The 15,102-nt window shown below is 60.4% G+C and carries 10 protein-coding genes; 3 read left to right on the plus strand and 7 right to left on the minus strand.

Going from position 1 to position 15,102, the window contains the following annotated elements; all coding sequences use genetic code 11:
* Positions 1-87: 87 nt before the first annotated feature.
* The 3 genes from QMX91_RS01990 to QMX91_RS02000 form a co-directional block, all read right to left on the minus strand.
* Positions 88-1,758, minus strand: a complete 1,671-nt coding sequence (locus QMX91_RS01990; RefSeq protein ID WP_210557214.1) for an ATP-binding protein — start codon at positions 1,756-1,758, stop codon at positions 88-90.
* Positions 1,755-3,257 (minus strand): ATPase domain-containing protein, encoded by a 1,503-nt coding sequence (locus tag QMX91_RS01995; protein ID WP_098964109.1) that lies wholly within the window; start codon positions 3,255-3,257, stop codon positions 1,755-1,757. The genes QMX91_RS01990 and QMX91_RS01995 overlap by 4 nt, the downstream gene beginning before the upstream one ends.
* Positions 3,258-3,397: 140 nt before the next feature.
* Positions 3,398-4,453 carry a tetratricopeptide repeat protein gene (locus tag QMX91_RS02000; protein ID WP_027612750.1) on the minus strand — a complete coding sequence of 352 codons (1,056 nt, stop codon included), beginning with the start codon at positions 4,451-4,453 and terminating at the stop codon, positions 3,398-3,400.
* A gap of 160 nt (positions 4,454-4,613) precedes the next feature.
* Between QMX91_RS02000 and QMX91_RS02005 the strand changes: the two genes are divergently transcribed.
* The 3 genes from QMX91_RS02005 to QMX91_RS02015 are packed head-to-tail and all read left to right on the plus strand — an operon-like array spanning position 4,614 to position 7,936.
* Positions 4,614-6,761: an FUSC family protein gene (locus tag QMX91_RS02005; RefSeq protein ID WP_282412176.1), complete on the plus strand. Its 2,148-nt coding sequence runs from the start codon at positions 4,614-4,616 to the stop codon at positions 6,759-6,761.
* Positions 6,751-6,951: a DUF1656 domain-containing protein gene (locus QMX91_RS02010; protein WP_027612752.1), complete on the plus strand. Its 201-nt coding sequence runs from the start codon at positions 6,751-6,753 to the stop codon at positions 6,949-6,951. The genes QMX91_RS02005 and QMX91_RS02010 overlap by 11 nt, the downstream gene beginning before the upstream one ends.
* A gap of 4 nt (positions 6,952-6,955) precedes the next feature.
* Entirely contained in the window at positions 6,956-7,936 is a 981-nt protein-coding gene (locus tag QMX91_RS02015) for an HlyD family secretion protein (RefSeq protein ID WP_027612753.1), read from the plus strand.
* A 58-nt stretch (positions 7,937-7,994) separates the two neighbouring features.
* Here QMX91_RS02015 and QMX91_RS02020 read toward each other — a convergent pair whose 3' ends face one another.
* From QMX91_RS02020 to argP, 4 genes are all read right to left on the minus strand, one after another.
* On the minus strand, positions 7,995-9,416 hold the full coding sequence (locus tag QMX91_RS02020; protein ID WP_027612754.1) for a TolC family protein: 1,422 nt from the start codon (positions 9,414-9,416) through the stop codon (positions 7,995-7,997).
* Positions 9,416-12,604, minus strand: coding sequence for an efflux RND transporter permease subunit (locus QMX91_RS02025; RefSeq protein ID WP_098964106.1), 3,189 nt, complete (start codon positions 12,602-12,604; stop codon positions 9,416-9,418). Before QMX91_RS02025 ends, QMX91_RS02020 begins: the two co-directional genes overlap by 1 nt.
* Positions 12,605-12,619: 15 nt before the next feature.
* Complete coding sequence (gene mexE, locus QMX91_RS02030; RefSeq protein ID WP_139053919.1) at positions 12,620-13,873, minus strand: multidrug efflux RND transporter periplasmic adaptor subunit MexE; 1,254 nt, start codon at positions 13,871-13,873, stop codon at positions 12,620-12,622.
* Between the two features lie 229 nt (positions 13,874-14,102).
* Positions 14,103-15,029, minus strand: coding sequence for an HTH-type transcriptional regulator ArgP (gene argP, locus QMX91_RS02035; RefSeq protein WP_223007582.1), 927 nt, complete (start codon positions 15,027-15,029; stop codon positions 14,103-14,105).
* Positions 15,030-15,102 lie beyond the last annotated feature (73 nt).

Genomic DNA, 15,102 nt, shown 5'->3' on the forward strand with positions numbered 1-15,102 from the left:
CGCGGCCGCTGGCTGCTATTTTTCGATCTAAAAAAACAAGAAAAAAAGATCGCAGCCTGCGGCAGCTCCTACAGTCGTTTTGGGGGATCAGTTCTGGATCATCTCGCGGACTTTGGCGGTCAGCAGATCGAAAGTGAACGGTTTGGTGATCATCTGCATGCCCGGGTCGAGGAAACCACCGCGCACTGCCGCGTGCTCGGCATACCCAGTAATGAATAACACCTTCAGCCCCGGCCGATACTGCCGGCCGATTTCCGCCAGTTGCCGGCCGTTCATGCCTGGCAGGCCGACGTCACTGATCAGCAGGTCGATGCGCTGTGTCGAGTTGAGGATCGGCACGGCGCCGTCGGCATCGCCGGCTTCGACAAACGCATAACCCAACTCACTGAGCACCGCGCTGACCAGTACGCGTACGGCAGGGTCGTCCTCGACGATCAACACGGTTTCGCCATCCATTGCTTCCGGGGCCTGCTGAGCATCGGACACCGGATGCTCCAGCTCTTCGCCGCGAAAGCGCGGCAGGTACAGTTTGACCGTGGTGCCCTGATCGATTTCGCTGTCGATCGAGACGTGACCACGAGACTGCTTGCTGAAGCCGTAAATCATCGACAGACCCAGCCCGGTGCCCTGGCCGATCGGCTTGGTGGTGAAGAACGGATCGAACGCGCGGCTGACCACGCTCTGGGCCATGCCACTGCCGTTATCGGTGACGCTGAGCATCACGTAGTCGCCGGGTTCGAGATTCGGGTAGGCCTCGGTGAATTCCGGCTTAAGCACCTGATTGCTGGTTTCGACCACCAGTTTGCCGCCCTCGGGCATTGCATCGCGGGCGTTGAGTACCAGGTTGAGCAGGGCGCTTTCCAGTTGATTGGGATCCGCTTCGGCGATCCACAACTGGTCGTTGAGGCGCATGTCCAGCTGGATACTTTCGTTGAGGCTGCGCTGCAGCAGCTCGCCCATCGACAGCACCAGTGTGTTCATCTGCACGGCTTTGGAGTCCAGCGATTGCCGGCGGGAAAACGCCAGCAAACGGTGGGTCAGGCCGGCCGCGCGGTTGGCTGAAGTGACACCGAGATCGATCAGGCTGTCGAGGTCATCAAGGCGTCCGCGAGCCAGACGCCGGCGCAGCAGTTCAAGGCTGCCGATAATCCCGGTGAGCATGTTGTTGAAGTCGTGAGCGATGCCGCCCGTCAACTGACCGACCGCTTCCATTTTCTGTGACTGGCGCAGGGCTTCTTCGTTGTGGCGCAGTTGCGCGGTGCGTTCCTCGACCTGTTGCTCAAGGGTTTCCAGGGTCGATTGCAGTCGGCGTTCGCTTTCACTCAAATCGATCAGGCGGTCGCGGGCTTCGTACTGTCGTCGTCGCCCGCGCAGGGCGGTGGAGACCAGACTGACCAGGGTCGCCGGATGAAACGGGCGCTCAAGGAACGTGACGTTGCCCAGCAGTTTGCTCAGGCGCGAGGAGGGGCCCGGTTCCGGGCCGCCATGGTGGGTCAGCAAGACGATCGGCAGATCCGACCAAGCCGGTTGCTGTTCCAGAAAGTGCAGGAGCGTTTCCAGCTCGGGGCCGCGCAGGGCTTCGGTGGCAATTAACAAAAGTCCGGCGCCAGGCTCCAGTTCTGCGCACAGCGCGCCCAGATCCGGGGTGATGACGCCGCCGTAACCCGCCTCATTGAGGATCATCAGCGCCACTTGGCTGTCCCGGCCCATGGGCGCCAGAATCAGCGCCCGTTCCGGCAGTGATACGGAGGCTGTCACAAGGTTTCTTCCCGCAACAGCGGATTGCTCGCGCCGAGGTAAGTCGGCACGCCACGCAACACACCCTGGAACGCTTCCAGTGGTTCGCCGATGGTCATGCCCTGGCCCGAAATGCGGTATTCACGGATGGTCGATTCGTGGCTGCCGGTACGTTTCTTGATGATGGAAATGGCTCGGCGAACTTTGCCGATGGCTTCGAAGTAGCGCAGCAGGATCACTGTGTCGGCCAGGTAAGTGATGTCGACCGGCGCCTGCATGTCGCCGACCAGGCCATGCTGGGCAACGGTCATGAAGGTTGCCGCGCCTTTGCGGTTGAGGTACAGCAGCAACTCATGCATGTGCAGCACCAGGGCATTCTCTTCCGGCATCGCGGCCTGATAGCCGTTGATGCTGTCGATCACCACGGTCTTGATGTTGCCTTCGTCTACGCAACGACGTACCCGGTGCGAGAACTCGCCGGGGGACAGCTCGGCGGCGTCCACTTGATCGATCAGCAGGTTGCCGGTGGCTTGCAAGGCCTTGAGGTCGATGCCGATGTTTTTCATGCGCTCGAACAGCAAGCCCAGTTCTTCATCAAAGATGAACAGCGCCGCTTTTTCGCCCCGGGCCACTGCCGCAGCGGCGAAGATCATCGAAATCAGCGATTTGCCGGTACCGGCCGGGCCAAGAATCAGCGTGCTGGAGCCGGTTTCGACCCCGCCGCCGAGCAAGGCATCCATTTCCTGAATCCCGCTGCTCAATTGCAGGCGCGGGTAGTCGCTGCGGTGTTCGGCGGCGACCAGTCGTGGGAACACATGGACGCCGTCGCCCATGATGGTGAAGTCGTGGTAACCGCCACGGTATTTCTGGCCGCGATATTTGACGATGCGCACGCGGCGGCGCTCGGCGCCGTAATTGGGGGTCAGTTCTTCGAGGCGGATCACCCCGTGGGCGACGCTGTGCACGGTCTTGTCGAGGGACTCGGTGGTCAGGTCGTCAAGCAGCAGTACGGTGGCGTCGTAACGCACGAAGTAATGTTTGATCGCCAGAATCTGTCGGCGGTAGCGCAGCGAACTCTGCGCCAGCAGGCGGATCTCCGACAAGCTGTCGAGCACCACGCGGGTCGGCTTGAAGCGCTCGACCACTTCGAAAATCTGCTTGGTGGCTTCGCCCAGCTCAAGGTCGGACGAGTACAGCAGGCTTTGCTGATGCTCGGCGTTGAGCAGGCTTTCGGGTGGCGTCAGCTCGAAGATTTCAATGTTCTCGTTCAGCTCCCAGCCGTGGGAGGCCGCGCCTTGACGCAATTCACGCTCGGTTTCCGACAGCGTGATGTAGAGACAGCGTTCGCCGGCACGGGCGCCCGCCATCAGGAAATGCAACGCGACGGTGGTTTTGCCTGTACCGGGTTCACCTTCGAGCAAAAACACATGCCCTCGGGACAGACCACCGGCGAGGATGTCATCCAGGCCAATGATGCCGGTGGCGGCTTTTGCACTGATCAACTCGTTGGACGTAGACAAAGAATGCCCTCTCATGACTAGGGGAATCGAGGCAGCAGGCTGTATCAGCCGTCGTGCTCTACCTGATTACTTGACCGCTGCCAGTCATGACGGTTCCGATGTTTCGATATCAAAATGTCATTGAATCAGCGGGTAAGGGCTCAGAGTCCCTGCTGTAACGCCGGGTCATCAGGGTTCATCTGCTCCAGTTGCGCGAGCAGAATCTGCACGTTCTGCAACTGGCCGCTTTCCTTCCAGTAATTGATCAGCAGCACTCGCGCCTTGCGGTCGGCTGGGTGACGCTGGACGACTTCCTGCAACTGCTTTTGCGCCGCTTCCAGTTCTTCGGCGGCGTGCAGGGTGGTGGCGAGGTCGTAGCGGTAATCCTTGTTGTCAGGCTCAAGTTCCACCGCTTTGGACAAGCCGAGCAGGGCGAATTCACGCTGGCCGTGGTGCAACAGCCACAGCCCGAGCGCGTGTTGCAGGTAGGCGGAATCCGGTTGCGCCTGCAACTGTTTGGCGAGCAACTGGCGGGCGGCGTCGCTCTGACCCTGGCGGTCGAGGACATCGATCTGCATCACCAGTGCCGGCAGGTTGCCCGGTTCCAGCCGCAGGGTGTTGTCCAGCGCTTGTTGGGCCTGTTTGAGTTCGGCGTTGTGCAGATACAGGCGTGCCAGTTGCGCATAGGTGGCGGCGCTTTCCGGCTGTCCCTTGAGCGCTTGTTCCCAGCCATCGATCGCCTGCTGCAGCGGGGCGAAATACAGCCCCAGTTCATCCGGCGTCAGGCCCAGCAGGGCATTGATCGCAGCGAACCGTACGTTTTGGTCCTCATCGTCGAGCATCGGCCCGAGCAGCAGACTGCGTTGTCCGCCGGGCACCAGCCCGACCACACTTTGAATCGCCGCCAGCCGTACTTCGGGGGCTTCGTTTTGCAGATGGGCGTCGGCCAGTTTCAGCGCTTGCGGGCTCGGATAGTTGGGCAACTCGGCCAGCAGCCAGACACTGCGCTTGACCGACAGGTCCGGGCGACCCAATTGCTGATACAACTGCCGCGCGGCTCCCGGCTGACCGGAACGGGCGGCCGTCAGGGCTTCGCTGTAGCCGCGCTTGATCGCTTCCGGCACCACCGGGGCGGTGGAGCGCAGGGATAACCAGGCAATGACGACGAGCAGCACAAGGCCAAGGCTGATGAGCAGGTAGCGGCGGGACTGAGGCATGCAGATTTCCGTGAACTGGCGTTCTATAGCAGAACGGCAAGCTTCGACCAGCGAGGGCCGTGAGTCAAACCCCGTGCATGCGAATCGCCCTACAACATCTGTCGATTCAGTTACCCATCAGGCATTCGATGCAGAGTCTACGCTTGCAGGAGTCGCTTCAATGAGAGCCCCCATGCAAGCCCTGCGCAATTATTTCCAGGTCGTGATCCATCCCGGTCAGGCTGTCCTGCTGTTTGCCCTGCGCACCATTGCCGCCGGGCTGTTGACGCTGTATCTGGCGTTTCTGTTCGATCTCGACCAACCCAAGTGGTCGATCATGGCCGTCGTGATTGTCAGCCAGCCGTTGGCCGGCATGGCGCTGGCGCGTAGTTTCGGACAAGTGATTGGCACCACGCTGGGTGCTGCGGTGGCGGTGTTGATCATGGCGATATTCCCGCAGGCGCCGCTTCCGTTCATCACAACGCTGGCACTGTGGCTGGCGCTCTGCACCGCGGGTGGCACATTGCTGCGCTATACCAGTTCTCAGGCATTTGTGCTCAGTGGTTATACCGCCGTGGTGGTGGCATTGCTGGCCATTCCCGACCAGGATGGCACCTTTCTGCTGGCTGTCACCCGCGTTACCGAAACCTTGCTGGCCGTAGCGTGCGTCTGCGTGGTCAGCCTGCTCACTGCGCGTCCAGAAGCAGTTGCCAAAGGTTACTTCGCCAAGGTCGATCAGGTGATCAAACTGGCTGCCAGTCACTCCGCTGCGGTGATTCGCACAGAAGAAAGTGAAGCCGACTTTCAGCGCCGTCAGATGCAGTTGCTCGGTGAAATCAGCGCGCTCGAAGGGTTGCGCCGCCATCTGTATTTCGATGCCCCACGGTTGCGCGGTGCCGACAATCTGGTGCTGCTGTTGGGTAATCAACTGATGTTGCTGACCTCGCGTTTGACTGCATTACGTCATCAGCGCGAATTGCTCACCGAACGTTGGGAGGGCGATCTTCCTCTGGACGTACAGCGCTTGCGTGCAGAAGAGCTCGCACTTCTCGACCAGTTGGCGCAGTTGGGCCGAGCGCTGCCCGCCGAGCGGCGGCATCAATTCATCACGCTGCAGCAGCAGTTTGAAGCCTTGGCGTATGAGGCCGAACAACTGACCGAAGACATGAGCGCTATCCTGCGTTCGCTGGCGTGGGCGTTACGCTGGGAGCAGGCGCGGCTGTTGCAGCAACTGGAGCAGATTCTGGAGTTGAGTGATGCCATTCAGGAAGGGCGCGAAGCCAGTTGTCTGTATCGCGGTCAGGCCAGCCCGCTGCATCTTGATTTCACACTGGCTTCAATGAACGCCATCCGCGCCTTTACCGCATTACTGGTAGCCGGGTTGATCTGGATCGAAACCGCCTGGGATGGCGCGCGGGGCGGGATGATTCTGGTGGGGATTCTCTGTTCGCTGATGGCGACATTCCCGCGGCCACTGATGGCCGCGCAGAGTTACGCGCGTGGGTTGGGACTGGCACTGGTGGTCTCGGCGTTCTATCAATTCATGCTGGTGCCGACCATCAGTGATTTCGAGCCATTGGCGTTGATGCTGGCACCGCTGCTGTACGTGATCGCTGTCGGTTTGGCGAGCCCGACGACCGCGGGCATTGGTATGGGCCTGGGGTTGTCGAGTTTCCTCCTGCTCGGCCCACAGAATGTCGGCACCGGGCAGAACACTGCAATTCAATGGTTCGAATTCGCCGGCGCCTATGTCAGCGCGGCGATGCTCGCTTTGATGGTCTATGCATGGATTTTCCCGTTCCGTCCGGCATTGCGTCTCCGCCGCTTTTATAACGAGGCGCGTGAGCAAGTTTATGAACTGACCAAAAAACCGGCCACCGATGAACAGCAATTCGCTTTCGAAAGCCGTATGGTCGACCGACTGACCAGCATGCTTGGCTTGCTGCCGGCCGTGAGCGAGCGCGCCATGCAGCTGCTCTATGAAATCAGTCTGGCGTGCGTCGCATTGGGCGTAGCAATGCATCAACTCCGGCAGCAGGCACAGAACAATGCACTGCTGACGGACGCGTTCAGCCAGCAATTGGCTTCGGCGCTGCGCAAGACCGGCCGTTTTGTGGCCGGGCGCCAGCACGTGCAATTGCAAGCGTTGTTGACCTCGCTCCAGCTATTGGGTGATGAGCTGGACGAGTTGCACGTCGCCAGCCACGAACATTTGTGGTCGGTGTTTCGCATGCGCGTGGCGCTGTTGATCGTCGTGTCTTTCCTGAAACGCCACGGCGAATACCTGCAACTTAACGTCTCGGAAGGAGAACCGGCCCTTGCCCATTGATTTCGAAATGGGTGGCGTTTATCTGCCACCCATTGCCCAGGCCCTATTGCTGGCGATACCGATATTTATGCTCCTGGACTGGTGTTTGCGACGTCTGGGTGTGTTGCGACTGGTCTGGCACGAGGCGCTGTTTGAGGGCGCCTTGTATGCATGCGTTTGTGCCTCGCTGATTTTGCTGATGGGAGCCTGATGCCTTGAAAGTGTTACTCGCTCGAACAACGACATTAGCGGTGGTGTTGCTGGCCATCGTGCTTGGCTGGTTTGCCTGGGAGCATTACACCCGTGCGCCTTGGACGCGGGATGCGCGGGTGAGGGCGGATGTGGTGACGCTATCAGCCGATGTTTCCGGGCGTATCGTCAGCCTCGTGGTGCAGGACAACCAGCATGTCGACAAGGGGCAATTGCTCATGGAGATCGATCCGGCGCGCTACAGCCTGGCAGTCGAGCATGCGCGGCGTTCGGTCGAGGTGGCGAAGGCGACGCTGGGTCAATCACAGGCATCCATCGTCGCCAGTGAAGCGCTGCTCAAACAACGCCAGAGCGAAGAGCGGCGCCGGCGTACGCTCAAGCAGGGTTTTGCAATTTCCGGGGAAGAATGGGAGAAGTCCAATACCGATGTGGCGGTGGCTCAGGCTGATCTGTTGCGCAATCAGGCCAATCTCGGGCTGGCCGAGGCCAATGTGCAATTGGCGATTGCTGCACTGACTCAGGCGGAACTGGACTTGCAGCGTACTCGTGTCGAATCGCCGGTCAGCGGTTACGTCACTAATCTGCTGACCCGACAGGGTGATTACGCGGTTGCGGGTGGTGCACTGCTGGCACTGGTCGACAGCGATTCGTTCTACGTCAGCGGTTACTTTGAAGAGACCAAATTGCCGCGAATCGAGGAGGGGGACCGCGTGCGCGTGCAGTTGATGAGCGGAGAAACCTTTGGTGGCACGGTCCAGAGCATCGCCTTTGCCATCGCCGACCGGGAAAACGCCACGGGTGGCCGACTGCTGGCCAATATCAATCCGAGTTACACCTGGGTGAAGCTGGCGCAGCGGGTGCCGGTGCGCATCGGCATTGATGGTGACTATGCCGGCAAGAATCGATTAAGGGCCGGTACGACAGCCACTGTCACTGTTCTGGAAGCGCAAAACCATCAGGCGAAAAAAAGCCCCGCGACCGAATGATACGCGGGGCAAAAAAATTGGTTGGTTGCGGCCAACCAAAGGAGCTCTTTAACAACTATTACTTACTGGCGACGGTTTCCGGCTGCCAGCCACCACCCAAGGCCTTGTAGATCGCGACGATGCCGCGATACAGATCAACTTCGGCCTGTGCCTGGCTGTCTTCGGCATTCAGGCGTTCGCGCTGAGCATCGAGCAGCACGAGGAAGTCGGTGGTGCCTTCGCGGTAGCGGATTTCCGCCAGATCGGCAGCCTTGCGGCTCGATTCACTCTGACGAATCAGCGAGATCAGCCGTTGCTGACGCTTGCCGTAATCGCTGAAGGCGTTTTCCGATTCTTCCAGCGCCAGCAACACCTGTTGCTCGTAGGTGGCGAGTGCGCCTTCGGCGTCGGCATCGGCGCCGCGCAGACGCGCGCGCACGCTGCCCAGATCGAACGCCGCCCAGGTGATGCTCGGGCCGAGTGCCCAGGCGTTGGCCGCAGAGGAGCCGATCTGCGAACCACGCCCGGCCGTCCAGCCGAGGAACCCGCTGAGGCTGACCCGTGGAAACAGATCAGCCTTCGCCACACCGATTCGCGCGGTGGCCGAGGCCAGTTTGCGTTCGGCGCTGAGGATGTCCGGCCGGCGTTGCAGCAGTTCACCCGGATCGCCGATCGGCAGGGCCTTGGCAATCGCCGGCAAGTCTTTCGGGCTCAGATCCACGGTCAGTTTGTCGGGACGTTCACCCAACAGAGTGGCGATGCGGTTTTTCTGCCGAACCTGTTCCGCCTGCAATTGCGGCACGCTGGCTTCGACCGAGGCCAGACGCGCATCGGCACGTTCGACGTCGAGCTGATCGCCCACGCCGGCGTCACGCAGGCTGATGGTGATCTTGCGCGACTCCTGCTGGTTCTCCAGGTTGGCCACGGCGATCTTCTCGCGCAATTGCGCACCGCGCAGTTGACCGTAGGCGTCCACCAGTTCGGCAATCATGGTGACTTGCAGTTGGTACAGATCGGCTTCGGCCGCCTGCTGGTCGGCGTCGCTGGCTTCCAGATTGCGCTGGATACGCCCGAACAGGTCGAGTTCCCAGGCCATGTCCAGCCCCAGGTCGTAGCGTTCGCTGTTGACCCGTTTGGTGGTCTGGCCGGGGATTTGCCCCTTGGCCAGATCACTGCTCGCGCGGCTGGTGATGGTCGGCATCGCATCGTTGCTGACGTCGTCGCGGATCGCCCGGGCGGCTTTCCAGCGGGCGAACGCCACGCGCAGTTCACGGTTGCCTTGCAGCGATTGCGTCACCAACTGGTTGAGGGTCGGGTCGTCGAATTGCTGCCACCAGATGCCTTCGAACTTCGAACGGTCAAAGTTCTTCTGACCGGCAGCGCCGTCGGTGGCGGTCGTGATGTTGGCCGCCTCCGTCGCCGGGGTCTTGTAGTCAGGGCCGACGGCGCAGGCGCTCAATGCCAGCACCAGCAGACTCGGCAGGAAGACTTTCAGACTCATTATTGCGCCTCCAGTGGCTTTTGAAGAGCTTGCGCCTTGGCCGCTTTGCGGGCTTCGCCACGCTCGACGAAATTACGGATCAACACGTAGAACACTGGCGTCAGCAACAGACCGAAGAAGGTTACCCCGAGCATCCCGGAGAACACCGCCACACCCATCGCGTGACGCATCTCGGCACCGGCACCGCTGGAGAACACCAGTGGCACCACACCCATGATGAACGCGAAGGAGGTCATCAGGATCGGCCGCAGACGCAGGCGGCAGGCTTCCAGTACCGCAGCCAGCGGATCGAGACCTTCCAGCTGTTTATCCTTGGCGAACTCGACGATCAGAATCGCGTTCTTGCACGCCAGGCCCACCAGTACGATCAGGCCGATCTGGGTGAAGATGTTGTTGTCGCCGCCGGAGACAATCACCCCGGTGATGGCCGACAGCAGGGTCATCGGTACGATCAGGATCACCGCCAGTGGCAGGCTCCAGCTTTCGTACTGCGCCGCGAGCACCAGGAATGCCAACAATACGCAGAGCGGGAACACGAACAGCGCGGTGTTACCGGACAGAATCTGCTGGTAGGTCAGGTCGGTCCACTCGTAGGTCATGCCGTTCGGCAATTCATCCTTGAGCAGTTTCTCGATGGCTTTTTCGGCCTGGCCGGAGCTGTAGCCGGGGGCTGCCGCACCGTTGATTTCCGCAGTGATGAAGCCGTTGTAGTGCATCACGCGATCCGGACCCGAGGTGTCGCTGACCTTGATGAAGGTCGCCAGCGGGATCATTTCGCCCTTGTTGTTGCGCACTTTCAGTTGACCGATCTGGTCGGATTCGAGGCGGAACTGTTGCTCAGCCTGAACGTTGACCTGATAGGTGCGTCCGAAACGGTTGAAGTCGTTGGCATACAGCGAACCCAGGTAAATCTGCAGGGTGTCGAAGATGTCGCTGACGGCCACGCCGTGGGTCTTGGCTTTTTCGCGGTCGATGGCAGCATCGACCTGGGGTACGTTCACGGTGTAGCTGGTGAACAGCCCCGCAAGCTCAGGCACGCTGTGGCTCTTGGTGATGATGTTCATCGTCTCTTTGTACAGCTCGTCGTAGCCCAGGTTGCCCCGGTCTTCGATTTGCAGACGGAAACCGCCAATGGTGCCCAGACCTTGTACCGGCGGAGGCGGGAAGATCGCCATGTACGCTTCCTGAATGTTCGCGTACTGACCGTTCAAGGCCCCGGCGATGGCACCGGCGGACATGCTCGGGTCTTTACGCTCGTCGAACGGTTTCAGGGTCACGAACACGATGCCGGCGTTCGGGCTGTTGGTGAAGCCGTTGATCGACAGGCCCGGGAACGCTACGGCGCTTTCCACGCCCGGCTGTTTCAGCGCCAGGTCGGACATGCGCTTGATCACGTCTTCGGTGCGATCCAGGCTCGCGGCGTCCGGCAGTTGCGCGAAGGCCACCAGGTATTGCTTGTCCTGGCCAGGTACGAAACCGGTCGGTGTGCTGGAGAATCCGAAGAACGTCAGCACCATCAGGCCTGCATACAACAGCAGGGCGATGCCGCTGCCACGGATGACCCGGCGCACAGTACCGACGTAACCGTGACTGGCCTTTTCAAAGAAGCGGTTGAACGGACGGAACAACCAGCCACCAAAGATCTTGTCGAGCACTTTGGAGAAGCGGTCTTTCGGCGCGTCATGACTTTTCAGCAACACAGCGGCCAGCGCTGGCGACAGGGTCAGCGAGTTGAACGCGGAGATCACGGTCGAGATCGCAATGGTCAACGCAAACTGCTTGTAGAACTGCCCGGTGAGGCCGGAGATGAACGCCGCCGGAACAAACACCGCACACAGCACCAGCGCGGTTGCGATGATCGGGCCGGTCACTTCACGCATCGCCCGTTTGGTCGCTTCGACCGGGGTCAGTCCGAGCTCGATATTCCGTTCGACGTTCTCCACCACCACGATGGCGTCGTCCACCACGATCCCGATCGCCAGTACCAGGCCGAACAGCGACAGGGCGTTGAGCGAGAAACCGAACAGGTGCATGACTGCAAACGTACCGATCAACGATACCGGCACCGCCACCAACGGAATGATCGAGGCGCGCCAGGTCTGCAGGAACAGGATCACCACCAGCACCACGAGGATCAGCGCTTCGAAGAGGGTGTGAACCACCGCCTCGATCGAGCCGCGTACGAAGATCGTCGGGTCATAGACGATGCTGTAGTCCATGCCTTGCGGGAAGCCTTTCTTCAGCTCTTCCATCTTGCCGCGAACTTCGTTCGAGATATCGATGGCGTTGGAGCCTGGACGCTGGAAGATCGGGATCGCTACAGCGGGCTGGTTGTTCAGCAGCGAACGCAGGGCGTACTGGCTGGAACCCAGCTCGACGCGCGCGATGTCCTTCAGACGAGTGATTTCACCGTTATCGCCTGCGCGAATGATGATGTTCTCGAACTCTTCTTCAGTGACCAGACGGCCCTGAGTGTTGACCGAAAGCTGGAAGCTCTGGGCATTCGGGGCAGGGGGCGCACCGAGTTGACCGGCAGCGACCTGACGGTTCTGTTCACGAATTGCGGTCACCACGTCGGTGGCGGTCAGGTTGCGCGAAGCAGTCTTGTTCGGATCGAGCCAGACCCGCAGCGAGTAGTCGCCCATACCGAACAGCTGCACGTCACCGACACCACCCAGGCGCGCCAGCTCATCCTTGATGTTGAGGATCGCGTAGTTGGACAGGTAGAGCATGTCGTAGCGTTTGTCCGGCGAGGTCAAGTGCACAACCATGGTCAGGTCGGGCGAGGCTTTGTCGACGGTGATACCGATGCGCGTCACTTCTTCGGGAAGTTTCGGCTCGGTCCGGGTCACCCGGTTCTGCACCTGCACCTGCGCGTTGTCCAGGTCGGTGCCCAGGGCGAAGGTGATGGTCAGGGTGATCTTGCCGTCAGCGGTGGACTGCGAGGACATGTACAGCATGTTCTCGACGCCGGTGATGGCTTGCTCCAGCGGAGCGGCCACGGTTTCACCGATGACTTTGGGGTTGGCGCCCGGGAAGTTGGCACGCACCACCACGGTCGGTGGCACGACTTCCGGGTATTCGCTGATCGGCAGCTGGAACAGCGAGATCGCACCGGCGATCAGGATCAACAGCGAGAGCACCGCTGCGAAGATCGGCCGTGAAATGAAGAATTGGGAAAAATTCATCGGAGTTGTCGTCCCTTAACCGCGTGGGGTCGTAGCGGCCAGCTTCACAGCCGTACCCTGTGCACCCTTGGCAGGTGCGACTTTGGGCAGGTTGCTGGCTTCCAGCGCTTGACGTTGTTGAGCCAGAGCGGCAATGGTCTGCTCGCTGGCCATCGGGATCACTTCAGGCGTCACCGGCGAACCCGGACGTACCCGCTGCAGACCCTTGACGATGATCGTGTCGTCCTTGTTCAGACCGGTGCGCACAATGCGCAGGCCTTCGATTTTCGGCCCCAGTTCGACGGCGCGGTAAGCGGTCTTGTTGTCCGCATCCATCACCAGCACGAACTTCTTGCCCAGATCGGTACCGACCGCTTCGTCGTTGATCAGCATGGCGTTGTAGGTGCCGCTGCCGACCAGTTTCAGACGTGCATACAGGCCAGGGGTGTAGGTGCCGTCGCTGTTGTCGAACACCGCACGACCACGGATGGTGCCGGTCTTCGGGTTGACCTGGTTGTCGACGAAGTTCATCTGACCGAGGTGCGGGTTGCCGTCCTCGTTGGACAGGCCCATGTACACCGGGGTAGTGGCGCCACGTTGGCCGTTGCGGGCGAGTTGGGTGTATTTGAGGAACACACGCTCGTCGGCGTCGAAGTAGGCGTAGACCTTGTCGGTGGAAACCACGCTAGTCAGCGGGGTGGTGTCGGCAGTCACCAGGTTACCGGCGGTGATCTCGGCACGGCTGACGCGGCCACTGATCGGTGCGGTGACGCGGGTGAAGCTCAGGTTCAGCTTGGCCAGATCCAGTTGCGCCTGCAGGGCGCCGACGGCGGCGCGGGCTTCCTGGGCAGCGCTGGTACGCGAATCGGCCAGTTCAGCGGAGATCGCGTTGCTCGCACGCAGACGTTCGCCACGCCCGGCTTCGTTTTCACTGCGAGTGGCATTGGCGCGGGCCTGGGCTACCAGGGCTTCGAGGCGGCGCACTTCAGCCTGGAAAGGACGCGGATCGATCTGGAACAGCAGGTCGCCTTTCTTGACCAGCGCACCTTCGGTGAACGCCACCTCGTCGATCTGGCCAGAGACCCGAGGACGGATTTCAACAGTTTCCGGCGCTTCGAGGCGCCCGGTGAATTCGTCCCACTCGTTGACCGGTTGTTCCAGCACCTTGGCCACGCTGACTTTAGCAGCGGGCATAGTGGCGGCAGTCTCCGGAGTCTTGCCGCAAGCGCTCATCACCAGCACGGCCAGCATGGCCAAGGGGAAGCGCAAATGTTTGAGTGACTGTTCCATGGAATCATCCGCCAATGTATTGAAGATGGGCGGATGATGCTCGGCGGGCTGTGATGGCACGAATCGAATGAAGCAAAGGTAACTATCATTCGGAATGATATAAGACCGATTCGAGCCCTCTAGCATGCACCTTTCGTTAGGGGGCTATCAATCTTTTCAACGCAATTCTGTGTTGCTGCCAATGCAATGATCGATATTGACGACGAGACAGGATCAGCAGCGAAACCTCTTACTTCCTCGGCATGGTCGAGCGCTTCACCGGTCTTTTGCTGCTCAACAGGCGTCGCGCAGCTTGTACCGCGCGCTCGGAGAGCATTTCCATGCGCGGTGATTGCAGCGCCCACGCATGCCAGTAAAGCTCAACATCAGTGAAATGCCCCGGCGCGACATCCACCAGCTCCCGATTTTTCAGCAAGTCGCTGACCTGCATGTGCGGCACCATTCCATAACCCAGTCCACGGCGTATGGCTTTGAGGCGTGCCTCCGGAAGTGACAGGTAGTGCGTGGGATAAGCGTCTGCGGTAAGACCGAAACGCGACTGCATGAAATCCGACTGCAAGGTGTCCTTGCGCGAATAGGCGAATACCGGCGCCTTACGTGCAGTCGCGCGAGTCAGGCCCTTGGCAAACCAGCGCTGCTGAAACGCGGGCGATGCGACCAACTGATAGCGCATCGACCCCAGCAACTCGGCAAAACATCCCCGCATAGGCTGTGAACGCGTGCCGATGCAGCCAATAACCTGACCACTTTCCAGCAAGGCATAGGTGTGATCCTGATCGTCGACCACAACGTCGAGCAAAATATTCTCGCTGACGAAGATCTCGGCCAGTGCCGGAAAGAACCAGGTCGCCAGCGTGTCGCCATTGACCGCAATCACCACGCGCAGGTGATCCTGTTCATCGCCGCTCAGCTCGTTGAGCAGTTCCTCTTCAAGCACGGTTGCACGGCGCAGATAGAGCATCAGTTTTCTACCTGCCAGCGTCGGCTCGCACGGGCGCCCGCGCACCACAACCGAGCTGCCCAGACGCACTTCAAGGGCGTGTATGCGTTGCGACACCGCCGACGGCGTCACGTTTAGTCGTTCCGCAGCTTTCTCGAAACTGCCGCTGTCGACCACAGCGAGGAACGCCTGCATCTGTTTTGCGTCGAGTTGCATGGCTGTCGCTCTGGATAAGTATTTCTAATCTTTGCTGAAAGATACTGCGTTTTTCTTCACTTAAACATATGGC

This window comes from Pseudomonas sp. PS01299, from assembly GCF_029960145.1.
GTDB lineage: Bacteria > Pseudomonadota > Gammaproteobacteria > Pseudomonadales > Pseudomonadaceae > Aquipseudomonas > Aquipseudomonas putida_A.